We start from the raw sequence: 21,441 nt of genomic DNA, 5'->3' as shown, positions 1-21,441 counted from the left end.
GTAGTTAGGTGGGCGCTCACTTAGAGACATTTCTCAAAATTCTGTCCCTAATCACACCACTTACGGACATTTCTCAGAATTCTGTCCCTAATACGATTCCATCTCATTTATAAGCAGAAAAAAAGAGAAAACAGTCGCCTGTTTTCTCTTTTCTATTTATTGATCTACAATAGCAAAGCTAATTTCACAACTACATGCAACTTCTCCATCTACTGTTGCTTTTGCTGTTCCTTTTCCTATTGGACCTTTTATTTTGTTTATTTCTACTTCAAGTCTTAGAGTGTCACCTGGTGTAACTTGTTTTTTGAATCGACATTTATCAATTCCTGCAAACATTGCTAGTTTTCCTTGGTTTTCTTCTAAGCGTAGCATTGCAACTGCACCTGTTTGTGCTAATGCTTCTACGATTAATACGCCTGGCATTACTGCATAATCAGGAAAATGTCCTTGGAAAAATGGTTCGTTACCTGCTACTTGTTTAATACCTACACAACGTTTACCGTCTTCTAATTCTACTATTCTATCTAATAATAAAAATGGGTAACGGTGAGGTATAATTTTTTTAATTTCGTTAAAGTCATAAATAGTTTCCATTATGAGCTCCTTCCAGTTAAATCAAAGATGTGTTGCCAAGTTTCGGGATTAAACACCCCAAATGGATTATGAAGTATACCGTATCCAATCATAGTTCCAACAATAAATAATAAAATCATTAATACTAATAATATAAGTAATTTAATCCATAATGGAATGACACGATGCTCTACTTCCACTCCTTGAATTGTTTCTACTCTATTTCTTTGAAGTTTCTCTTTAATAGATTGATAAGTTGACTTTCTTTTTTTATCGTCAGATCTTGATGATTGTGTTTCAGCCATACTAAACCCTCGCTTTATCGTTTAACTTGCCATTATCATTGATGCGTTCAACATCTGCACCTAATGCTTTAAGTTTACCATGAAAATCAACATAACCTCTATCTAAATGTTTAAGTTCTGTAACGTTTGTATATCCGTCAGACACAAGTCCAGCAAGAATCAATGATGCACCAGCTCTTAAATCTGTAGCTTTTACATCTGCACCTTGTAATTTACTGTTACCTGTAATCATTGCACTTCTACCGTTAATGAAAATATCTGCATTCATACGTTTGAATTCTTCTACATGCATAAATCTGTTTTCAAATACTGTTTCAGTTACTTTACTAGTACCATTAGCTGTTAATAATAGAGCCATTATTTGAGATTGCATATCTGTAGGGAATCCTGGATGTGGCATTGTTTTAACATCAATAGCTTTAATTTCACCAGGTACTTGAATATTTAATCCATCTTCGATATCCGTAATTTGAACTCCAGCTTCTTCTAATTTAGACACTAAGCTTGTCATATGTTCTCTAATTGCACCAATAACATTAACATTTCCTCTAGTAATTGCTGCTGCAATCATAAATGTACCAGCTTCAATTCTATCTGGAATAATAGCATGTTCTGCACCGTGTAATTGACTAACACCTGTAATTCTAATTGTATCCGTGCCAGCACCGTGTACTTGTGCACCCATTTCATTTAGATAGTTAGCTAAATCTACAATTTCTGGTTCTCTTGCAACGTTTTGAATTTCAGTTTTTCCTTCTGCAAGTACTGCTGCCATCATAATATTTTGAGTAGCACCTACACTTGGGAAATCTAAATAAATTTTAGCCCCTTTTAATCCATTAGGTGTTGTTGCTTCAATAAATCCGTTATGTAGTTCAATTTCTGCACCTAAAGCTTCGAATCCTTTTAAATGTTGTTCAATCGGTCTTGAACCAATTGCACAACCACCAGGTAAAGCGACTCTAGCATGACCTTCTCTTGCTAATAAAGGACCCATAACTAAAATACTCGCTCTCATCTTACTTACGTATTCATATGGTGCTTCGATTTTTAATGTATTTGATGCATCTATTTTTACAGTGTTATGATCTGCATCATATTCTATATCTGCATTTAAATGCGTAAGTACTGTGTTAATTGTATCTACATCACTTAATTTAGGTACATTCGTTAATACACTTTGACCGACACTTGGTAAAAGTGTAGCTGTTAATATTGGTAATACTGCGTTTTTTGCCCCTTCGACTACAACTGTGCCATTAAGACTTGCTCCGCCTTTCACGACGATTTTATCCATATAATTATCCTCCAAAAAACTTCACTTTTATTTATTTTACAAATGTATATATTTATTTAATACACATTTTTCTTGATTCATAAACATCACCAAAATATTATACTACTTTTTTGTTCTTTTTTCATATATTTATGTAATTTTTTCTTATTATTAAAATAGCAATCTTAATTGTAGCGAATATTGGAGTATATCTAAAATAAAACGACTTACAGCCGTACCTAATATGATAGATAAGATGATAATAAATGTTTGAGCTTGCGCAACATGATTTTTCTTAAAAATTTGTTCTAATCGTACGCCTTGGAGTGCCCAAAATGCTAAGCATACACAGATGACATGTAGTAAAAGTCCGATAATACCTAATTGACCATAATATTCCATATTAACAACTCCTTCTAAAAATATAAGGCTGAGACATCACCTGTCTCAGCCTTGTATTTTATCTAAATTTAGCCACTTCAATTCGATTAATTGCACGATGAAGTGCACGTTCAGCACGTCTAAAGTCTACTTCATCACGATTCATTTTCAATCGTTCTTCAGCACGTTCTTTAGAATTAATCGCACGGTCTTTATCTATTTCATCGGCAGTTTCAGCCGCTTGAACTAGAACTGTAACTTTATTAGTTCTTACTTCAACAAATCCTTCGGAAACAGCTAAATACTCCGTACCACTTGCTTTGTTTACTTTAACGTATCCTGTTTTCAAAGCTGCAACAGTTGGAATATGTCCAGCCATTACACCCATTTCACCAGTTTCAGTATGTAAAACAACAAGTTCTACTTCTTTTGCTGAGTAAACAGATCCATTAGGAGTGACAACATCTAAGGTAAATGTATTCATTTTCCATTCCTCCTAATTATTATTAGACCTCTACACCCATGTTTTTAGCATTTTCAAGAACTGCTTCAATACCACCGACTAAACGGAAAGCATCTTCTGGGATATGGTCATATTGTCCTTCTAGAATAGCTTTGAAATCTTGTACAGTTTGACTAACTGGTACGTATGAACCTTTTTGACCAGTAAATTGTTCAGCTACATGGAAGTTTTGAGATAAGAAGAATTGAATACGACGAGCACGTTCAACTGTTTTCTTATCTTCATCAGATAATTCATCCATACCAAGTATGGCAATGATATCTTGTAACTCTCTATATTTTTGTAACGTTTGTTGTACACGACGCGCAACATCATAGTGTTCATCTCCAACAATTTCTGGAGTTAAAGCACGTGATGTTGAAGCTAATGGGTCAACGGCTGGATAGATACCCATTTCCGTTAATTTACGTTCCAAGTTAGTAGTAGCATCTAAGTGAGCGAAAGCTGTTGCTGGCGCTGGGTCAGTGTAGTCATCGGCAGGTACGAATACTGCTTGGATAGATGTAACTGATCCTTTATTAGTAGATGTAATACGTTCTTGTAATTGTCCCATTTCAGTAGCAAGTGTTGGTTGGTAACCAACGGCAGATGGCATACGGCCTAATAATGCTGATACCTCTGAACCTGCTTGTGTAAAACGGAAGATGTTATCGATGAACAATAACACGTCTTGTCCTTGCTCATCACGGAAGTATTCTGCCATTGTTAAGCCAGAAAGTGCAACTCTAGCACGTGCACCAGGTGGCTCGTTCATTTGACCGAATACCATCGCTGTTTTCTTAATAACACCTGAATCGCTCATTTCATAGTATAAGTCATTTCCTTCACGTGTACGTTCACCTACACCTGCGAATACAGAAATACCACCATGTTCTTGCGCGATGTTATTGATTAACTCTTGAATAAGTACTGTTTTACCTACTCCGGCACCACCGAATAAACCGATTTTACCACCTTTGATATAAGGTGCTAATAAGTCTACTACTTTAATACCAGTTTCAAGAATTTCTACTTTTGTAGATAAATCTTCGAATTTAGGTGCTAAACGATGAATTGGATCGCGACGTACGCTTTCATCAATTTCTTCACCTAAATCAATTTTTTCGCCTAATACATTGAAAACACGACCTAATGTAGCATCACCAACTGGTACTGAAATAGGTCTTCCTGTATCAGTAACTTCTTGTCCACGTTTAACACCATCAGTTGATGCCATTGCTATAGAACGTACAACATCATCACCAAGGTGTAATGCAACTTCTAATGCTAAGTCAAAGCTTGATCCGTCTGGACGTTCAACTTTAAGAGTTAAAGCATTATTAAGTTCTGGCAATTCACCATGTGGGAAGCGTACATCAATAACTGGCCCTGTAATTTGCGTTACTCGGCCTAATCCCATGTAAATTCCTCCTAATCATTATTCGAGTGCAGCTGCTCCGCCTACAATCTCAGTAATTTGTTGAGTAATTGCAGCTTGACGAGCTCTGTTATATTGTAATGATAATTCATCAATTAATTCTGAAGCGTTATCTGTTGCATTCTTCATAGCTGTCATTCTTGATGCATGTTCACTAGCTTTACCATCTAATAATGCACCATAAATTAAACTAATTGCATATTGCGGTAAGATAACTTTTAAAATTGTTTCTTTATCTGGTTCAAATTCATAACCAGCCATCATACTAGAACCTTTTCCAGTATCTTCATCAGATAATGGTAAGATTTTTTTAGATTTAACTTGTTGTTCAAGCACACTCACGAAATGACTGTAGTAAATTGTTAACTCATCATAAAACTCTTCATTAAACAAGTCTACAGCTTTTTCAGTTAAAGCTTGTACATTTTTAAATGTTGGTTGGTCAGGTAAACCTACATACTCTTCAATGATGTTATATCCTCTAGCTTTGAAGAAGTCTCGGCCTACTCGTCCGACAACAATAATGCCGTATTCGTCACTATTGTTGTTATGCTTTTCTTTAATATCGTTAACGACATTTTTCAAAATGTTAGCACTATATGGTCCTGCAAGTCCTTTATCACAAGTAATAACTAAGTAACCAGAACGTTTTACAGGTCTTGTTTTAAGCATTGGATGATTAACATCTGTACTCTTAGAAGCAATAGCTGTTACAGCATCTTGAATCTTATCCATATATGGTTGAAATGCTTTCGTGTTCTCTTCTGCTTTACGCAATTTAGAGTTTGAAACCATATTCATTGCTTTTGTAATTTGACTAGTCTTTTGAGTAGAAGTAATTCTACCTTTGATTTCTCTTAGTGAAGCCACAATTTCACCACCTTTTATTTAAAGCTTAATATTACTCTACATGAGATTTATTAAATACTTTTTTGAATGCATCGATTGCTGAAACAAATTTATCATCAGATGGTAATTGTTTTGTTTCACGAATTTCTTTAAATAGATCGCTTGCATTTGCATCAATCCAATTTAAGAATTCATCTTCGAATCGTGTAATATCTTCAACTGGGATATCATCTAAATGACCTTTAGTTAAAGCGTATAAAATAACAACTTGACGATCTACAGTCAATGGTTTGTTTTGATCTTGTTTAAGTACTTCTACTGTACGTTTACCACGTTCTAATTTAGCTTTCGTAGCTTGGTCTAAATCTGACCCAAATTGAGCGAATGATTCTAACTCACGGTATGATGCTAAATCTAGACGTAATGTTCCTGCTACTTTTTTCATCGCTTTAATTTGAGCTGAACCACCTACACGTGATACAGATAAACCAGCGTTGATCGCAGGTCTTACACCAGAGAAGAATAAGTCTGATTGTAAGAATATTTGTCCGTCAGTAATTGAGATAACGTTTGTTGGAACGTATGCTGAGATGTCCCCTGCTTGAGTTTCAACAAATGGTAATGCCGTAATAGAACCGCCACCTAAGTCATCATTTAATTTAGCAGCACGTTCTAATAAACGACTGTGTAAGTAGAATACGTCACCTGGGTAAGCTTCACGACCTGGCGGACGACGAAGTAATAATGATAACTCACGGTAAGCTGCTGCTTGTTTTGTTAAATCATCATAAACGATTAATACATGTTTACCGTTAAACATGAATTCTTCTGCCATACTTACACCAGCATAAGGTGCAATGTATAATAATGGCGCTGGTTGAGCTGCTGACGCAGATACAACGATTGTATAATCTAAAGCACCATGTCTACGTAAAGTTTCTACCGCTGTACGAACTGTAGATTCTTTTTGACCAATTGCAACATAGATACAAATCATATCTTCGTCTTTTTGGTTAAGAATTGTATCAATCGCAACTGTTGTTTTACCAGTTTGACGGTCACCTATGATTAACTCACGTTGTCCACGTCCAATAGGTACTAATGCGTCAATCGCTTTAATACCAGTTTGTAATGGTTCATCAACTGATTTACGATCCATAACACCTGTTGCAGGTGATTCTACAGGACGAGTCTTAGATGTATTGATTGGACCTTGTCCATCCAATGGTTGACCTAATGGATTTACAACACGACCAATTAATTCTTCCCCTACAGGTACTTCCATAATACGACCAGTTCTTTTAACTTCGTCGCCTTCTTTAATACCTTCTGCAGGTCCTAAAATTACAATACCTACATTATTTTCTTCTAAGTTTTGTGCTAACCCTAAAACGCCAGTATGGAACTCTAATAGTTCGCCAGCCATAACGTCATTTAAACCATGAGCTAATGCAATACCATCGCCGACTTGGATAACTGTACCAACATCGGTAACTGACATTTCTGACTCATAGTTTTCAATTTGAGAGCGTAATAAAGCACTGATTTCTTCAGCTTTAATGGCCATCTATGTCACTCCTTAATATTATTTCATTTGTTGAAATGATTTTGCTAATTGATTTAAGTCATTCTGAATGGAACCATCGTATACTTTAGTACCTATGGAAACACGAATACCACCAATTAAAGAATCATTAACTTGATTTTCTAAAATAAGTTTTTTCAAACCTGTTCTTTTAATAAATGCTTTACCAATTTCGTCTAATTCTTCATTAGATAAAGGATACACAGATTCAACTTTCATTAAATCTTGGCTATGTACCTGATTGTATATTTTGCTAAAATCTTTATGAATTTCTGGAATTAGTGACAATTTACTGTTATTAGCAAGTAGGTATAATGTGTTTAACAAAGGTTTAGAAGCACCTTTAAATACATTGTCAACAAATTGTTGTCTGTCGTTTTTTGCTAATTTAGGATTGTTATCAATTGCTTTTAAATCACTAATTTGTTCTTTAACACTTTCTGCTACTTGAGTAAGTTCATCTAAGACGCTGTCTGTTAAATCTTGCGCTTCAGCTACATCATATAAGGCTTGGGCATATTTCTGACTAATATTCGCCATTATTTATCCCCTGCCTCTTTAATGTATTTTTCAACAAGGTCTTTTTGATCTTGTTCAGAGATTTCTTTATTGATTACTTTAGAAGCAATTAATACAGAAAGTTCTGAAACTCTATTATTAATATCTGCAATAGCTCTTTGTTTCTCTTGTTGAATTTCTGCTTGAGCTGATTGTACTAAGCCATTTGCTTTAACATTTGCATCATTAATAATTTGCTCTTGTTGTACTTTAGCTTGATGTTTCGCATCATCAAGAATTGTTTGTACTTCTTCTTGAGTTTTTCTTAATAGATTTCTATTTTCTTCTTCTAATTTCTTAGAGTTTACTTTTGCTTCATGAGCATCATCAATATCTTTATTAATAGCGTTCTCACGCTCATCCATAATTGATTTTAATGGTCCCCAAGCAAACTTTTTTAATAAGGCAAGCAGGATAATAAATGTGATCAATGTAAATAAGACTGTTCCCCATTCGACACCGCCACCTGCTGCTCCTAAAACTAATACGTTTTGATCCACTGCCAACTACACTCCTTTCACTGCAATTAAAGATGAATAACATCTCATAAATGAATGGCGAAATCCTTTTTAGATAGACTCCGCCTGTTCTAAAAATATTTTAGCTTATCGATTCATTACCATGAATGCTACTACTACTGCAATGATAGGAAGGGCTTCAACTAAACCAACACCGATAAACATGATTGTCATTAATGGACCACGTGCTTCTGGTTGACGTGCAACACCTTCTACTGTTCTTGATACGATAAGACCGTTACCGATACCTGCTCCTAATGCTGCTAAACCAATCGCGATTGCTGCTGCTAATACACCTAAACTCATTATAATTTTCCTCCTAGAAATAAAAATATTAATTGTTTTTTTAAAATTATATATTAATGATCGTCTGCCACTTTATGGGACATATAAACCATTGATAACATTACGAATATGTAAGCCTGAATTGAACCAATAAATATTGAGAATCCTTGCCATACTATCGCTGGTAAAACTGCACCGAATGCGCCTAAAACGCCTCCAGCTGCTAATGTTGCTAATAAACCAAGTAATACTTCACCTGCGAATATATTACCGTATAAACGTAGACCAAGCGTTAATGTTGAAGCAAATTCTTCAACAATTTTGAATGGCACCATAAATGCTACTGGTTGTACAAATGATTTCAAGTACGCGCCAGTACCACGCATTTTAACACCATAGTAATGTGTTAAAAGAACCATCAATGTTGCTAACGTTAATGTTACTGTTGGATCTGCTGTAGGTGATTTCCACCATAGTGTATGTCCTACAACAATTGAGAACGGTAATCCTAACATATTTGATACAAATATGAAGAATATAAGTGTAACCGCCAAGAAGTGAAATCTTCCTCCGTCTTTCCATGCCATATTGCTTTGGATAATACCTTTTACAAAGTCAAATACCCATTCAATAAAGTTCTGTTTACCAGTAGCTCTAATTTTTAGATTCCTAGTACAGACAACAGCTATTACAAAGACGATAACTGCAGAAACTAACAACATTAACATACTTGAAAGATTGAAAACTAAATCAAATCCTCCCAAATTGATGGACCACATAGGTGATTCGTGTTCCATATCTTCACCTCTTTTCACAATTTTAATTATTTAATCGAGACTTTTCAGTGATTTAAACATAATTAATACATATGCTATCATCAATCCAAATAAAATCCCGATAATATCAACGATTAGTGGATATTTAAGCCAAAAACAGCAAGCAACGATTGTCACAAGATATCTGACCCAGTTTCCTGTTGATAATTGTAATGATTCAGCATTTTTAGCTCGATTGAGGTAAACTTCCCATGAAAACAAGTTAACAGCTGATGCTATTGTTCCAATAATAAGTCCTAAAATGAACTCATGTTTCAAGAAGAAATACACTACAACTAGAATAATAATAAAGAAAATAAAATACTGTAAATAAGACTTAAAAAAGCCCTTTATATCAAACATTCAGCTGAAACTCCTTAGATAAGTGGCATATCTTTGAAAACCGTTTCATCACACAGTTTTCATGATAATATAGTGGACTTATAGTGTCAATGCTATGACAAAAATAGAAAACAAATTTTCGTCATTTTTTTGTCACAGAATTGACACAAACCACCACTTTAATTATTTTGTTCTAAATGGTTCCGGTGCTTCTTTCAGAATATCAAAATAATATTTAATATTTTCACATATTCTCTTAGAAGCGAGACCATCCCCATAAGGGTTTTGAGCGATGCTCATTTTTTCATATAATGATTGATCATTTAATAACGCTTTAGTTTCGTTATAGATGTTCTCTTCTTCTACACCTACAAGTTTCAACGTTCCAGCTTCAACGCCTTCAGGTCTCTCAGTCGTATCTCTTAAGACAAGTACTGGTTTACCTAATGAAGGTGCTTCCTCTTGAACACCACCTGAATCTGTTAAGATCAAGTGAGAATTAGCTGCAAAGTTATGGAAATCTATAACTTCTAAAGGTTCAATCAATTCTATACGATCATGATCACTCAATATTTGGTTAGCAATTTCTCTAACCTTAGGATTTTTGTGCATTGGATAAACGACAACAACATCTTCATGCTCTTCAACAATTTGTCTAACAGCTTTAAAAATGTTCTCCATCGGTTTACCAATGTTTTCACGTCTATGCGCAGTTAATAGCACGATGCGTTTACCTTCGTGACGTTTAATAATTTCACTTTCATAATCGTCAGTTACAGTAGTTGATAACGCATCTATAGCTGTATTACCTGTCACAACAATAGATTCGTCTTTTTTATTTTCTTGAAGTAAATTATGTTTAGACTGATCAGTTGGTGAGAAGTGTAAATCAGCAAGGACCCCCGTCATTTGTCGATTCATTTCTTCTGGGAATGGAGAATATTTGTTCCAAGTTCTTAACCCTGCTTCTACATGGCCAATTGCAACTTCATTGTAGAATGCTGCTAAACTGCCTGCAAAAGTAGTCGTTGTATCTCCATGTACCAATATCATATCTGGCTTAGCTTCTTGAATAACACTTTCAAGTCCACCTAATACTCTTGATGTTACTTCTGAAAGTGTTTGCCCTTGTTTCATAATATTCAAATCATAATCTGGTGTAATATCAAATGTTTCTAGAACTGAATCTAGCATTTCTCTATGTTGCGCTGTTACAACAACAATTGGTTGTAACTCCGGATCATTTTTTAACTCTAAAACTAAAGGTGCCATTTTAATAGCTTCAGGTCGCGTACCAAATATCGTCATAATTTTCTTCATTGTAATAAAATCCTCCTATTATCTATTTAGTGCCAAATAATCGATCACCTGCATCACCTAAACCAGGTGTAATGTATGCATGGTCATCTAATTTTTCGTCTAATGCAGCAATATAAATATCTACGTCTTCATGTGCTTCTTGTAATGCTTTAACCCCTTCAGGTGCAGCAATTAAGCCCATAAAACGTATTTTATTTGCTCCACGATTCTTCAATGATTGAATCGCTTCGATTGCTGATGCACCTGTAGCAAGCATAGGATCTACTACAATAATTTCTCTTTCTTCAATATCTTGTGGTAATTTCACAAAATATTCTACCGCTTCTAAAGTTTCTGGATCACGATATAACCCTACATGTCCTACTCTAGCAGCTGGAACGAGTTTCATAATACCATCTGTCATTCCAAGGCCAGCACGTAAAATAGGAATAAGTGCTAATTTCTTCCCAGATAATCTTTGAGCGTTCATTTTAGTTACGGGTGTTTCGATTTCAACATCTTGTGTTTCAAAATCTCTCGTAACTTCATACGCCATAAGCATACCGACTTCATCGACAAGCTCTCTAAACTCTTTAGTGCCAGTTTTACGATCACGAATATAACTCAATTTATGCTGAATTAATGGATGATCAAAAACGTGTACTTTACCCATAAGTCTAGCCTCCAGTAAATATTTATTTGTTGTAAAGTGGAAACTTAGAAGTTAGTGATAATACGCGTTCATGTGCTTCTTTTAATGTATGTTCATCTTCTGGATTTTTAAGCACAAGTGCTATTATTCTACCTACTTCTTCAACTGCTTCCTCATCAAATCCGCGAGATGTAACTGCTGGTGTACCTAAACGAATACCACTTGTTACGAAAGGTTTTTCTTGATCAAATGGAATTGTATTCTTATTACATGTAATACCAACTTCATCTAAAGCATTCTCAGCTAATTTACCAGTAATGCCAAGAGAACCTTTAACATCTACACAGATAAGATGATTATCAGTACCGCCTGATACAATTCTTAAACCTTCGTCTTCTAGAGTTGCTGCTAATTTTTGAGCATTCTTAATTACTTGTTTTTGATATTCCTTAAATTCTGGTTGTAATGCTTCACCAAATGAAACTGCCTTACCAGCGATAACATGCATTAATGGACCACCTTGAATACCAGGGAAAATTGTTTTATCAATTTCTTTAGCATATTCTTCTTTACAGAAAATCATACCGCCTCTTGGTCCTCTTAATGTTTTGTGTGTTGTCGTTGTTACAAAGTCAGCATAATCAACAGGGTTTTGATGTAAACCTGCTGCAACTAAACCAGCGATATGAGCCATATCAACCATTAATTTAGCGCCAACTTCATCTGCTATTTCTTTGAATTTCTTAAAATCAATTTGTCTTGGATAAGCTGAAGCACCTGCTACGATTAATTTAGGTTGTGCTTCTTTTGCAACTCTCAAGATTTCTTCATAGTCAATTTGTTCATTTTCTTCAGAAACACCATACTCTACAAAGTTGTATAACTTACCACTGAAGTTAACTTTTGCTCCATGAGTTAAATGTCCACCATGACTTAAGTTCATTCCAAGTACAGTATCACCCGGTTCTAAAGCCACAAAATATACAGCCATATTTGCTTGTGATCCTGAATGAGGTTGTACATTTACGTGTTCTCCACCGAAAAGTTGTTTAGCTCTATCGCGTGCTAAATCTTCAACGATATCAACGTATTCACAGCCACCATAATAACGACGACCTGGGTAACCTTCTGCATATTTGTTAGTTAATACAGAACCTTGTGCTTCCATTACTGTTTCAGAAACAAAGTTCTCTGATGCTATAAGTTCGATATTATTATTTTGTCTATCAAACTCTTTTTCCATTGCTTTGAAAAGTTCTTCGTCTTGCTTTTTAATTAATGACATGTACAATCCCTCACTTTTAAGAATTTAATACTTTGCTCTTTCGCCGCCTATTAATTTAGGACGACTCTTAGCTATTGTAACAATAGCTTCTCCAATGCGCTTAGTTTCAATTGATACAGGTACTGCGACGTGCTTTAAATGCATACCAATTAGTGTCTGACCAATATCAATACCTTTATCGCATTGAATGTGTTCAACAACTATTGGGTCTTTCATGTGTTGATATGCATAAGTTGACAAACTACCTCCAGCATTGGCTTGTGGTACAACAGATACTTCAGTCATTGTATAAGGATCAAATATTTCTCGCTCGATTGTTATAGCTCGGTTAATATGTTCGCAACCTTGAAACGCAAAGTGAACACCTGTCTCTTTATGTATAAAATCAAGACTTTCATATATAACCTTAGCAACATCAATCGAACCATCTGAACCTATCTTTGAACCTTTAACTTCTGAAGTTGAACACCCAATGATGCATAGTTCTTGATTGTTAAAAAAATCAATAGACTTTAGTTCATTCAACAATTGTTTTAAATCTTCTTTCATGAACAACCGCCTTCAATCTTATCTATACGTCTTTGGTGCCTACCGCCTTCGAATTCACTTGTCAACCAAGTCTTGACGATGAGAAGTGCTAAACCTTCACCTATAACACGTTGGCCCATTGCTAATACATTAGAATCGTTATGTTGTCTCGTCACTTCAGCAGTAAAAACATCATGCACAAGTGCACAACGAATCCCCTTTACTTTATTTGAAGCGATAGACATACCAATTCCAGTTCCGCAAATCAAAATTCCTTTATCAAACGTTCCATCTGCAACACTTTCAGATACTGGTCTTGCATAATCTGGATAATCTACCGACTCACCTTTATGTGTACCAAAATCTTTATATTCAATGTTCATTTCATCAAGTAATTGTTTGATTGCTTCTTTGTATTCATAGCCACCATGGTCTGCTGCAATAGCTACTTTCATCTTCCCACCTCCCAATTTGTTTATACTATAATATTATAACTTATTTTCTATGTCTGTTATAGCAATTCTGCAAATTATTTGAATTCTTAATTACTTTGTAATAAATCTTCTATTAGTGCTCTCAATTCTTCGTAAGTATTTTGATAAATGATTTATGACTGTCCAAAAGGATCTGAAACATCTCCTTTTTCGCCTCTTACGTATTGTTTTATTGAATGAATGTTGTGATGTGTAAATTGCGATTCTAGAATCGTTTTATGAGATTCAGTCATAGTTAAGATAATATCAGCATCTAAATCTTGCTCAGAAAATTGTTTAGCAGTATCAGGTATTGGCAAATCATTTTTAAAGATGATTTCCATTGATTGCGGAGATATTGGTGTCCCATCAAAAGCTGAAATGCCTCTAGACTGAATATTATATTCAGGTTTAATATCTTTGGCTATCGCTTCAGCCAATGGACTTCTACAAGTGTTGCCTGTACATACAAAAACTATTTTCACAATTCATCTTCTCCTTTAATATTGTGACCACTTGCTTTATCAATTCTATTCATTAATGCGATCGTATCGTCATTTCTTTCGTAGCCACTTATATAAATTTCATCAATGTTTGTAAGTTGATCTGCTATTCGCAAAGCATCATACAAATCGTGATGTGCACCTTTTATATCCGAAATATCTCTACCAAGCGGTATAAAAGTCATTTGTTCTGTGATTAATGGCTCAATACTTTTAGGACCTATTACTGCTATCTTTTTAGAAGTATTATCTGACAAACTCATTTGTTTAGTAATACCACCTTCTATTAATGTTACAGGTTGTGAAGGTGCATAATGTTTATATTTCATACCTGGCGCAATTGGCTTTTCCAAATCTAACTTTTCGTTAATAACACTGTTTGGCAGAACTTTATTAATCATTTCTATTGTTACAGAACCAGGTCGTGCAATTTTAAATGGATAACTTGTACAATCTATTACAGTACTTTCTATACCTTCATCAATATCTTCTGCTTGAATGATGCCATATATTCTTCCATCCAAGTCATGTTTAACATGTTCAAATTTAGTTGGTGAAGGACGTCCACTAATGTTTGCACTTGGTGCCGCAATCGGTAAATTTGTTAATTGTAGAACTGCTCTACCGACATGATGACTTGGCATACGTACAGCAACAGATTGTAATCCACCCGTAACACGATCACTTAAAAATCCTGACTTGTAAGGAACAATAAATGAAATTGGCCCTGGCCAAAAAGCATCCATTAAAATTTCAGTTTCTTGAGATATATTTTGCGTGAAATCATTTAATTGAGATTTATCATGTATATGTACGATAAGTGGATTATCAGACGGTCTACCTTTTGCTACATATATTTCTTTAACCGCTTCTTCATTTTTTGCATTAGCGCCTAATCCATATACCGTTTCAGTTGGTAAAGCAATCAATTTATTTTGATGATATCCTGCAATAATCTCATCAATTTGTGGATAACTTTGTAAGTTATGAACATACTTGCGCACATCCCAAACATTTGTTTCCAATGCATTTCTTCCCTTCTTTAAAGCATTTATTGTATTAAAACAAAAGTTATCCACACAACGTGGATAACTCCCGTTAAATGTGCATAACTTCTATTGATTATTCCAATTAAATTGTATCATACGATTGTTTTGATTTATATCTTGAATGATTTTTACATGTTCAACATTCAAATGGGTTTCAATAAAGTCTTTTAATAGTTCACCTTGTAAATGGCCAATTTCAAAAATGACGAGTCCATTATCCGACATAACGTGTTCTAAATTTAGAATAATATCTTTATAGATCGCTAAGCCATCATCTTCTGCAAATAAAGCCAAATGTGGTTCATAATTTAAGACAGTATCAGACATTTCTTTTTGTTCTTCATATGAAATATACGGTGGATTTGAGACGAGTACATCCACTTTAATATTTTCTTTAATCAATGGTTCTAAAGATTTACCTTTTAGAAATTCTATCGGTGCTTCAAGTGTTGATGCATTTGTTTGGGCAATTAATAATGCTTCTTCACTAATATCAGTTGCGATAACAGATAAATCAGGTCGCTCTTTTTTCAATGTAATTGCGATAGCACCTGTACCTGTTCCTATATCACATACGACTACTTGTTCGCTCTGTATCATCTGTAATGTTTGATAGACAAGTTCTTCTGTTTCAGGTCTAGGTATTAATACATGTTGGTTTACTTTGAACTTTCTACCATAAAATTCTGCAAAACCTGCAATATACTGTACAGGTTCACCTTCATACATACGTTCTCTACTTTTTAAGTAAGCATCTAAAATATTAGCAGGTACATTTTGATTTAAATTCATGGCAATTTGCGTTCTAGACATGCCTGAAATATCCTCTAATAACCAATCAGCACGAGAGGTTTCAAACCCTCGTGCTGATAATCCATCATAAGTTTCATTTAGTAACTGTTGAAAATTATAATTGGCCATTATTTAATTCTTCCAATTTTTCTGTTTGTTCGTGCAACGTTAATGCATCGATAATTTCGTCAACTTTACCTTCCATAATTTGATCTAACTTTTGTAAAGTTAATCCAATACGATGGTCAGTTACTCTGTTTTGAGGATAGTTATACGTTCTAATTCTTTCTGAACGATCTCCTGTACCAACAGCTGACTTTCTTTTTTCAGCGTATTTAGCATTTTCTTCTTGAACCATCATATCGTAAACTCTGGCTTTCAATACTTTAAATGCTTTTTCACGGTTCTTAATTTGAGATTTTTCAGATGATGTCGCAACAATACCAGTTGGTAAATGCGTAATACGTACAGCTGAGTCTGTCGTATTGACGTGCTGACCACCTGAACCACTAGAACGGTAAGTTTCTATTTTTAAATCTTCTGTTCTAATATCAATTTCAACATCTTCAGCTTCAGGTAATACTGCAACTGTTGCTGTAGAAGTATGAATACGTCCGCCTGATTCAGTTTCTGGTACACGTTGTACACGGTGTGCGCCATTTTCATATTTAAGTTTACTGAATGCACCGTTTCCTTGAATAGAAAAGCTGACTTCTTTATAGCCACCATGGTCACTAATATTTTCTTCAACGACGTCAATTTTGTAGCCATGTGCTTCAGCAAATCTTGAATACATTCTGAATAAGTCACCTGCGAAAATAGCCGCTTCATCTCCACCCGCTGCGCCACGAATTTCCATAATAACGTTCTTATCATCGTTAGGGTCTTTAGGAATAAGTAGGAATTTTAATTCAGATTCTAATTCAGGTACTCGTTTAGTAAGACTGTTAATTTCTTCTTTCAACATATCTTGTTCTTCTTTATCTGTTGTTTCGTTTAACATTAATTTCGCATCTTCAATGTCACCTTTAACAGATTTATAAGTTCTATATACATCAACTGTCTTTTGTAAGTCAGATTGTTCTTTTGAATATTTTCTTAGCTTGTCTGTATCCGAAACGACATCCGGATCACTAAGTAATTCATTTAATTGTTCATATCTATTTTCAACAATTTCTAATTGATCAAACATTTATATCACTCCTTATTTCAGTTCTAATTATATGATGATCTCTACATCTTGGTTCATAACTTTCGTCTGCACCAACTAATATAATCGGGTCATCAATATGTGCTGGTTCACCATTTATAAGTCTTTGTGTTCGACTTGATGGAGATCCACATACCGCACATACCGCTTGTAATTTTGTAACAATTTCCGCAACTGCCATCATTTCAGGCATTGGTTCAAATGGCACACCTTTAAAGTCCATATCTAATCCAGCTACAACAACTCGATAGCCCTCTTCTGCTAATTTTTGTGCTACGCTTACGATTTCATTATCAAAAAATTGGACTTCATCTATTCCAATAATATCGATGCCTTGTAAATCATATTTTAATATTTGACTAGAATGTTCTATGCTGATTGCATCAAGTTGATTTCCATTATGAGATACTACAGCTTCTTCACTATATCGATTATCAATAGATGGCTTAAATACTTTTACATTTTGTTTCGCATATAAACCTCTTCTCAGACGTCTTATAAGCTCTTCAGACTTACCACTAAACATACTTCCGCAAATACATTCTATCCATCCGGAATGGTAATTTTCGTACATATTACTTATCCACCTTTTTCAACATAATCGCTTAATTATATCATATTATTTTTACTTATTTATTAATTTTTACAAAAAAAAGCACCCTTTATAAAAGGATGCTTGATTCGCTTCATAATTAGTTGTTTGATTTGAAACCAAATTTTTTGTTGAAGCGTTCCACACGACCATCCGCAGATGCGAATTTTTGACGTCCTGTATAGAATGGATGTGAATCTGAAGAGATATCTAAACGGATAACTGGGTATTCGTTTCCATCTTCCCATTCCATAGTTTCATTTGAAGTACGTGTTGAACCACTTAAGAATTTGAAGTCTGTAGTTGTATCTAAAAAGATAACTTTATTATACTCTGGATGAATTCCTTGTTTCATTTTTTTCAGCTCCTTTGCCCTGAACCATCTGGAACAGAGTTTATTTGTGACTTATTCACTCAATACTTACATATTATATATGTTGAAGAATTAAAATGCAACCTTAAATTTATATAATCGGTTTACCAGTCTTGGCACTATCGACCATAGATTTTCTTAAAACTTCAAAGAATTCTTCGTTAGAATCCGTGCGTTTTAACTTTCTAATAAATCTTTCAGAGAAATCATTTGAATCAGTAAATAAATTACGTAGTTGCCAAATCATTTCAAGTTCTTCTTTATCTAAAAGCAATTCTTCTTTACGTGTTGAACTTCTTCTAATATCAATTGCAGGGAATACTCTCTTCTCAGACAATTTACGATCTAAATGAAGTTCCATGTTACCTGTACCTTTAAATTCTTCATAAATCATATCGTCCATACGAGAACCTGTTTCAACTAATGCAGTCGCTAATATTGTTAAACTACCACCCGCTTCAATATTTCTAGCAGCTCCGAAGAAATGTTTAGGTCTATGAAGTGATGCTGGATCTAAACCACCTGATAATGTTCTACCACTTGGTGGCACGACTAAGTTATATGCTCTAGCTAATCTTGTTAATGAATCCATTAATATGATGACATCTTCACCGATTTCAACAAGACGTTTAGCTCTTTCAAGTAGTAATTCAGCCACTTTAACATGATGTTCTGGCGGCTCATCAAAAGTTGAGTTAACGACTTCAGCTTGTTCAACAGAACGTTCAATATCCGTTACTTCTTCTGGACGTTCCCCAATTAATAATACAAATAATTTCGCTTTTGGTTGGTTAATTGCGATAGCATTTGCTATTTCTTTAAGTAATGATGTCTTACCAGCTTTAGGTGGTGCTACAATCATTCCACGTTGTCCTAGACCTATTGGCGTAATTAAATCCATGATTCTAGTTGAATAATTTTTACTTGTAGTTTCTAATTGGATACGTTGTTGTGGGTATAGAGGAGTTAACGCTTGAAAGTGTGGTCTTTTTTTAACTTCTTCTGCATTTTGATCATTTACAAAGTCAACTTGTAACAATCCGTAATACTTTTCATTTTCTTTAGGTTTTCTAACTTTACCAGTTACTTTGTCACCTTTTTTAATCTCAAAGCGTCTAATTTGGCTAGCAGATATATAAATATCTTTTTCACCTTTAGAATAGTTAACAGTACGTAAAAAGCCATAACCATCAGGTTGAATATCATCTAAGATACCTTCCATATAATAGTTGCCGTCTTTTTCCATTTGAGCTTCCATAATTGCTAAGACAAGTTCTTTTTTATTTAATTTACTATAATTTGTTATTCTTAGTTCTTTTGCCTTTGATGTTAATTCTTTAGTTGTATAGTTCTTGTATAATTCGTGAAACGATTCATACTGAGGACTTGTTCTAACTCTTTCAGCCATATTTATGACACCCATTTCTTAAAAATCTCATTCATTTTTATCAGATTTATAATCTGCCTTTAAACTATAGCATTTTTTTATGAAGATGACAAAATAAGTTATATATAAATTATGTTAAAATATTTCACTTTTTATTCAATTATAACTATCATATAAAAAGACTGAAACATCGAAATGTTTCAGTCTTAAAAATATATTGTATTTTGTAATTTTACTATTCTTTAAAATAACCAGGAATTGCTTTAATTTCTAAGAATTCTTCAATTCCATAGTCGCCCCATTCTCTACCAATACCTGATTGTTTATAACCACCGAATGGTAAATTAGGTTTTCTACCTGCGTCATTAATTTCCACAGTACCTGCTTCTAATGATTTAGCAACTTCTCTTACACGTTCTAAATCTTTACCATATACATATGCTGCTAAACCATAAATTGTATCATTTGCAATTTCAATTGCTTCATCTAAGTCTTTATAAGTAATAATTGTACCTACTGGACCAAAGATTTCTTCTTGAGCAATTGTCATATCATTAGTTACATCAGTAAATAATGTTGGTTTAACGAAGTAACCTTTTTCAAGACCGTCTGGTTTACCAACACCACCATGTAATAATGTTGCACCTTCATCGATACCTTTTTGAATATAGCTTTGAACTGTATCAAATTGTTTTTTAGATACAACTGGACCTGCATCTTGGCCAGCTTCTCTAGGATTACCAACTTTAACATTTTCAATTGCTTTTTTAGCTGCTGCGATAAATTCATCTTTAATACTTTCTGGTACTAATGTACGTGTACCTGCTGTACAAACTTGACCAGTATTTTGTACGAACTTAGCAACTGCACCTTTAGCTGCTTCTTCGATATCAACGTCATCTAACACTACTAATGGTGATTTACCACCTAGCTCTAATGATACTTTTTTGAAGTCTTTAGCTGAGTTTTCCATGATTTTTCTACCAGTTGGACCTGAACCCGTAAATGACATCATACGTACATCAGGATGTGAACTTAATGGATCACCAACACTTTGGCCATCACCATTTACTAAGTTGAACACACCTTTAGGCACGCCAGCTTTTTCAAATATTTCAGCTAAAATAATCGCTGCAAATGGTGTTTCTTCAGATGGTTTTAAGACTACAGGTGAACCTGCAGCAAATGCACCAGCTAATTTTAATGATGTTTGGTTAGTTGGGAAGTTCCATGGTGTTACTAATCCAGAAACACCGATAGCTTCTTTAATAACTAAATCATCACCACGACGTTCTTCAAATTGAATTGAATCGATCGCTTTACTTGCTTCTCTAAAATGATTTAAGCCCATTTGATAATGAACAGATTCTGATTTTTCAATTGGTGAGCCAAGCTCATCCGTCATTACATCTATTAAATCTTCTTTTCTATTTTCATATTCATCTGCAATTCGTTCTAATAAAGCTTTTCTTTCTTCTAAAGAAGTATTTCTAAATTTCACGTACACTTTTTTAGCGGCAGCTACAGCGTCATCAACATCTTGTTTGTTACCTGCAGCAATTTTACCCATAACTTCTTCTGTAGCAGGGTTAATAACATCTAATGTTTGTCCACTATGACTTTCAACCCATTCGCCATTTATATATTGCTTGATATCTTGTCTCATGAATTATCTACTCCTTTATTTGTTACATTGGTTATTATAGTATGGATGATAGTCATAATTAAAATAATCTGTTTGAGAATTGAATATTTTAAATTTCAAACAAAATCAAAACCCCCCGTTTAACGGGTGGTTTGTTCTGCGGCTATAAGCCTCTATTACTGACCAGCCCTAAAAGGGCACTGAGAAGATCAGCCAAATGTACTAC

25 protein-coding genes and 1 pseudogene are annotated in these 21,441 nt (G+C 34.4%); all 26 read right to left on the bottom strand.

The window, feature by feature from the left end:
* Nucleotides 1-156: 156 nt before the first annotated feature.
* The 26 genes and pseudogenes from fabZ to LQ693_RS10800 all read right to left on the bottom strand — a co-directional run bounded on the left by fabZ (nucleotide 157) and on the right by LQ693_RS10800 (nucleotide 21,236).
* Nucleotides 157-594 carry a 3-hydroxyacyl-ACP dehydratase FabZ gene (gene fabZ / locus LQ693_RS10925; RefSeq protein WP_025904489.1) on the bottom strand — a complete coding sequence of 146 codons (438 nt, stop codon included), beginning with the start codon at nucleotides 592-594 and terminating at the stop codon, nucleotides 157-159.
* Nucleotides 594-878: a DNA-directed RNA polymerase subunit beta gene (locus tag LQ693_RS10920; RefSeq protein ID WP_025904488.1), complete on the bottom strand. Its 285-nt coding sequence runs from the start codon at nucleotides 876-878 to the stop codon at nucleotides 594-596. The genes fabZ and LQ693_RS10920 overlap by 1 nt, the downstream gene beginning before the upstream one ends.
* A gap of 1 nt (nucleotide 879) precedes the next feature.
* A complete protein-coding gene (gene murA, locus LQ693_RS10915; protein ID WP_025904487.1) occupies nucleotides 880-2,175 on the bottom strand; it encodes a UDP-N-acetylglucosamine 1-carboxyvinyltransferase in 1,296 nt (431 codons plus the stop codon).
* A gap of 150 nt (nucleotides 2,176-2,325) precedes the next feature.
* Nucleotides 2,326-2,556 (bottom strand): DUF1146 family protein, encoded by a 231-nt coding sequence (locus LQ693_RS10910; RefSeq protein ID WP_025904486.1) that lies wholly within the window; start codon nucleotides 2,554-2,556, stop codon nucleotides 2,326-2,328.
* A gap of 58 nt (nucleotides 2,557-2,614) precedes the next feature.
* Nucleotides 2,615-3,019, bottom strand: coding sequence for a F0F1 ATP synthase subunit epsilon (locus LQ693_RS10905; RefSeq protein ID WP_025904485.1), 405 nt, complete (start codon nucleotides 3,017-3,019; stop codon nucleotides 2,615-2,617).
* Between the two features lie 22 nt (nucleotides 3,020-3,041).
* Nucleotides 3,042-4,457, bottom strand: a complete 1,416-nt coding sequence (gene atpD, locus LQ693_RS10900) for a F0F1 ATP synthase subunit beta (RefSeq protein ID WP_025904484.1) — start codon at nucleotides 4,455-4,457, stop codon at nucleotides 3,042-3,044.
* An 18-nt stretch (nucleotides 4,458-4,475) separates the two neighbouring features.
* On the bottom strand, nucleotides 4,476-5,345 hold the full coding sequence (gene atpG / locus LQ693_RS10895) for an ATP synthase F1 subunit gamma (protein WP_025904483.1): 870 nt from the start codon (nucleotides 5,343-5,345) through the stop codon (nucleotides 4,476-4,478).
* Nucleotides 5,346-5,376: 31 nt separating this feature from the next.
* On the bottom strand, nucleotides 5,377-6,891 hold the full coding sequence (gene atpA, locus LQ693_RS10890; RefSeq protein WP_025904482.1) for a F0F1 ATP synthase subunit alpha: 1,515 nt from the start codon (nucleotides 6,889-6,891) through the stop codon (nucleotides 5,377-5,379).
* A gap of 18 nt (nucleotides 6,892-6,909) precedes the next feature.
* Nucleotides 6,910-7,449: a F0F1 ATP synthase subunit delta gene (locus LQ693_RS10885; RefSeq protein WP_025904481.1), complete on the bottom strand. Its 540-nt coding sequence runs from the start codon at nucleotides 7,447-7,449 to the stop codon at nucleotides 6,910-6,912.
* Nucleotides 7,449-7,973, bottom strand: a complete 525-nt coding sequence (locus LQ693_RS10880) for a F0F1 ATP synthase subunit B (protein ID WP_239703210.1) — start codon at nucleotides 7,971-7,973, stop codon at nucleotides 7,449-7,451. Before LQ693_RS10880 ends, LQ693_RS10885 begins: the two co-directional genes overlap by 1 nt.
* 99 nt (nucleotides 7,974-8,072) lie before the next feature.
* A complete protein-coding gene (gene atpE, locus LQ693_RS10875) occupies nucleotides 8,073-8,291 on the bottom strand; it encodes a F0F1 ATP synthase subunit C (protein WP_016998905.1) in 219 nt (72 codons plus the stop codon).
* A 53-nt stretch (nucleotides 8,292-8,344) separates the two neighbouring features.
* Entirely contained in the window at nucleotides 8,345-9,067 is a 723-nt protein-coding gene (gene atpB, locus LQ693_RS10870) for a F0F1 ATP synthase subunit A (protein ID WP_239703211.1), read from the bottom strand.
* Nucleotides 9,068-9,097: 30 nt separating this feature from the next.
* A complete protein-coding gene (locus LQ693_RS10865; RefSeq protein ID WP_058612666.1) occupies nucleotides 9,098-9,448 on the bottom strand; it encodes an ATP synthase subunit I in 351 nt (116 codons plus the stop codon).
* Nucleotides 9,449-9,610: 162 nt separating this feature from the next.
* Nucleotides 9,611-10,747 carry a non-hydrolyzing UDP-N-acetylglucosamine 2-epimerase gene (gene wecB, locus LQ693_RS10860; RefSeq protein ID WP_037589782.1) on the bottom strand — a complete coding sequence of 379 codons (1,137 nt, stop codon included), beginning with the start codon at nucleotides 10,745-10,747 and terminating at the stop codon, nucleotides 9,611-9,613.
* 22 nt (nucleotides 10,748-10,769) lie between these two features.
* Nucleotides 10,770-11,399, bottom strand: a complete 630-nt coding sequence (gene upp / locus LQ693_RS10855; RefSeq protein WP_025904476.1) for a uracil phosphoribosyltransferase — start codon at nucleotides 11,397-11,399, stop codon at nucleotides 10,770-10,772.
* Between the two features lie 22 nt (nucleotides 11,400-11,421).
* On the bottom strand, nucleotides 11,422-12,663 hold the full coding sequence (locus tag LQ693_RS10850) for a serine hydroxymethyltransferase (protein ID WP_103361551.1): 1,242 nt from the start codon (nucleotides 12,661-12,663) through the stop codon (nucleotides 11,422-11,424).
* 24 nt (nucleotides 12,664-12,687) lie between these two features.
* Entirely contained in the window at nucleotides 12,688-13,212 is a 525-nt protein-coding gene (locus tag LQ693_RS10845; protein ID WP_048540920.1) for a TIGR01440 family protein, read from the bottom strand.
* Nucleotides 13,209-13,646: a ribose 5-phosphate isomerase B gene (gene rpiB / locus LQ693_RS10840; RefSeq protein ID WP_025904473.1), complete on the bottom strand. Its 438-nt coding sequence runs from the start codon at nucleotides 13,644-13,646 to the stop codon at nucleotides 13,209-13,211. Before rpiB ends, LQ693_RS10845 begins: the two co-directional genes overlap by 4 nt.
* A 155-nt stretch (nucleotides 13,647-13,801) precedes the next feature.
* Nucleotides 13,802-14,149, bottom strand: a pseudogene (locus tag LQ693_RS10835) (low molecular weight protein arginine phosphatase); the annotation flags it as partial.
* A complete protein-coding gene (locus tag LQ693_RS10830; RefSeq protein WP_107572981.1) occupies nucleotides 14,146-15,192 on the bottom strand; it encodes an L-threonylcarbamoyladenylate synthase in 1,047 nt (348 codons plus the stop codon). The gene LQ693_RS10830 and the pseudogene LQ693_RS10835, both read right to left, overlap by 4 nt.
* Before the next feature lie 90 nt (nucleotides 15,193-15,282).
* Complete coding sequence (gene prmC / locus LQ693_RS10825) at nucleotides 15,283-16,137, bottom strand: peptide chain release factor N(5)-glutamine methyltransferase (protein ID WP_107572980.1); 855 nt, start codon at nucleotides 16,135-16,137, stop codon at nucleotides 15,283-15,285.
* The gene (prfA, locus tag LQ693_RS10820; RefSeq protein ID WP_037589786.1) at nucleotides 16,124-17,200 is read right to left on the bottom strand and encodes a peptide chain release factor 1; all 1,077 of its coding nucleotides are present in this window, start codon (nucleotides 17,198-17,200) and stop codon (nucleotides 16,124-16,126) included. The genes prmC and prfA overlap by 14 nt, the downstream gene beginning before the upstream one ends.
* Entirely contained in the window at nucleotides 17,193-17,792 is a 600-nt protein-coding gene (locus LQ693_RS10815) for a thymidine kinase (RefSeq protein WP_025904468.1), read from the bottom strand. The genes prfA and LQ693_RS10815 overlap by 8 nt, the downstream gene beginning before the upstream one ends.
* A gap of 118 nt (nucleotides 17,793-17,910) precedes the next feature.
* Entirely contained in the window at nucleotides 17,911-18,165 is a 255-nt protein-coding gene (locus LQ693_RS10810) for a type B 50S ribosomal protein L31 (protein WP_025904467.1), read from the bottom strand.
* 109 nt (nucleotides 18,166-18,274) lie between these two features.
* The gene (rho, locus tag LQ693_RS10805; RefSeq protein ID WP_025904466.1) at nucleotides 18,275-19,591 is read right to left on the bottom strand and encodes a transcription termination factor Rho; all 1,317 of its coding nucleotides are present in this window, start codon (nucleotides 19,589-19,591) and stop codon (nucleotides 18,275-18,277) included.
* A 214-nt stretch (nucleotides 19,592-19,805) separates the two neighbouring features.
* Entirely contained in the window at nucleotides 19,806-21,236 is a 1,431-nt protein-coding gene (locus tag LQ693_RS10800) for an aldehyde dehydrogenase family protein (protein WP_103361558.1), read from the bottom strand.
* Between the last annotated feature and the right edge of the window lie 205 nt (nucleotides 21,237-21,441).

Origin of the sequence: Mammaliicoccus sp. B-M6 (assembly GCF_022386965.1) — a bacterium.
Taxonomy (GTDB): domain Bacteria; phylum Bacillota; class Bacilli; order Staphylococcales; family Staphylococcaceae; genus Mammaliicoccus; species Mammaliicoccus sciuri_A.
This window is presented reverse-complemented; position numbering and strand designations above follow the sequence as displayed.

Bases quoted from the DNA above. Each gene is read 5' to 3' on its own strand.
- LQ693_RS10910 (WP_025904486.1), bottom strand. From the start codon at position 2,556: ATGGAATATTATGGTCAATTAGGTATTATCGGACTTTTACTACATGTC.
- wecB (WP_037589782.1), bottom strand. From the start codon at position 10,747: ATGAAGAAAATTATGACGATATTTGGTACGCGACCTGAAGCTATTAAA.
- LQ693_RS10845 (WP_048540920.1), bottom strand. From the start codon at position 13,212: ATGAAAGAAGATTTAAAACAATTGTTGAATGAACTAAAGTCTATTGAT.
- prmC (WP_107572980.1), bottom strand. From the start codon at position 16,137: ATGGCCAATTATAATTTTCAACAGTTACTAAATGAAACTTATGATGGA.
- LQ693_RS10920 (WP_025904488.1), bottom strand. From the start codon at position 878: ATGGCTGAAACACAATCATCAAGATCTGACGATAAAAAAAGAAAGTCA.
- atpA (WP_025904482.1), bottom strand. From the start codon at position 6,891: ATGGCCATTAAAGCTGAAGAAATCAGTGCTTTATTACGCTCTCAAATT.
- LQ693_RS10905 (WP_025904485.1), bottom strand. From the start codon at position 3,019: ATGAATACATTTACCTTAGATGTTGTCACTCCTAATGGATCTGTTTAC.
- upp (WP_025904476.1), bottom strand. From the start codon at position 11,399: ATGGGTAAAGTACACGTTTTTGATCATCCATTAATTCAGCATAAATTG.
- murA (WP_025904487.1), bottom strand. From the start codon at position 2,175: ATGGATAAAATCGTCGTGAAAGGCGGAGCAAGTCTTAATGGCACAGTT.
- LQ693_RS10850 (WP_103361551.1), bottom strand. From the start codon at position 12,663: ATGTCATTAATTAAAAAGCAAGACGAAGAACTTTTCAAAGCAATGGAA.
- atpE (WP_016998905.1), bottom strand. From the start codon at position 8,291: ATGAGTTTAGGTGTATTAGCAGCAGCAATCGCGATTGGTTTAGCAGCA.
- atpB (WP_239703211.1), bottom strand. From the start codon at position 9,067: ATGGAACACGAATCACCTATGTGGTCCATCAATTTGGGAGGATTTGAT.
- LQ693_RS10800 (WP_103361558.1), bottom strand. From the start codon at position 21,236: ATGAGACAAGATATCAAGCAATATATAAATGGCGAATGGGTTGAAAGT.
- LQ693_RS10885 (WP_025904481.1), bottom strand. From the start codon at position 7,449: ATGGCGAATATTAGTCAGAAATATGCCCAAGCCTTATATGATGTAGCT.
- LQ693_RS10865 (WP_058612666.1), bottom strand. From the start codon at position 9,448: ATGTTTGATATAAAGGGCTTTTTTAAGTCTTATTTACAGTATTTTATT.
- fabZ (WP_025904489.1), bottom strand. From the start codon at position 594: ATGGAAACTATTTATGACTTTAACGAAATTAAAAAAATTATACCTCAC.
- prfA (WP_037589786.1), bottom strand. From the start codon at position 17,200: ATGTTTGATCAATTAGAAATTGTTGAAAATAGATATGAACAATTAAAT.
- LQ693_RS10815 (WP_025904468.1), bottom strand. From the start codon at position 17,792: ATGTACGAAAATTACCATTCCGGATGGATAGAATGTATTTGCGGAAGT.
- atpD (WP_025904484.1), bottom strand. From the start codon at position 4,457: ATGGGATTAGGCCGAGTAACGCAAATTACAGGGCCAGTTATTGATGTA.
- rho (WP_025904466.1), bottom strand. From the start codon at position 19,591: ATGGCTGAAAGAGTTAGAACAAGTCCTCAGTATGAATCGTTTCACGAA.
- rpiB (WP_025904473.1), bottom strand. From the start codon at position 13,646: ATGAAAGTAGCTATTGCAGCAGACCATGGTGGCTATGAATACAAAGAA.
- LQ693_RS10810 (WP_025904467.1), bottom strand. From the start codon at position 18,165: ATGAAACAAGGAATTCATCCAGAGTATAATAAAGTTATCTTTTTAGAT.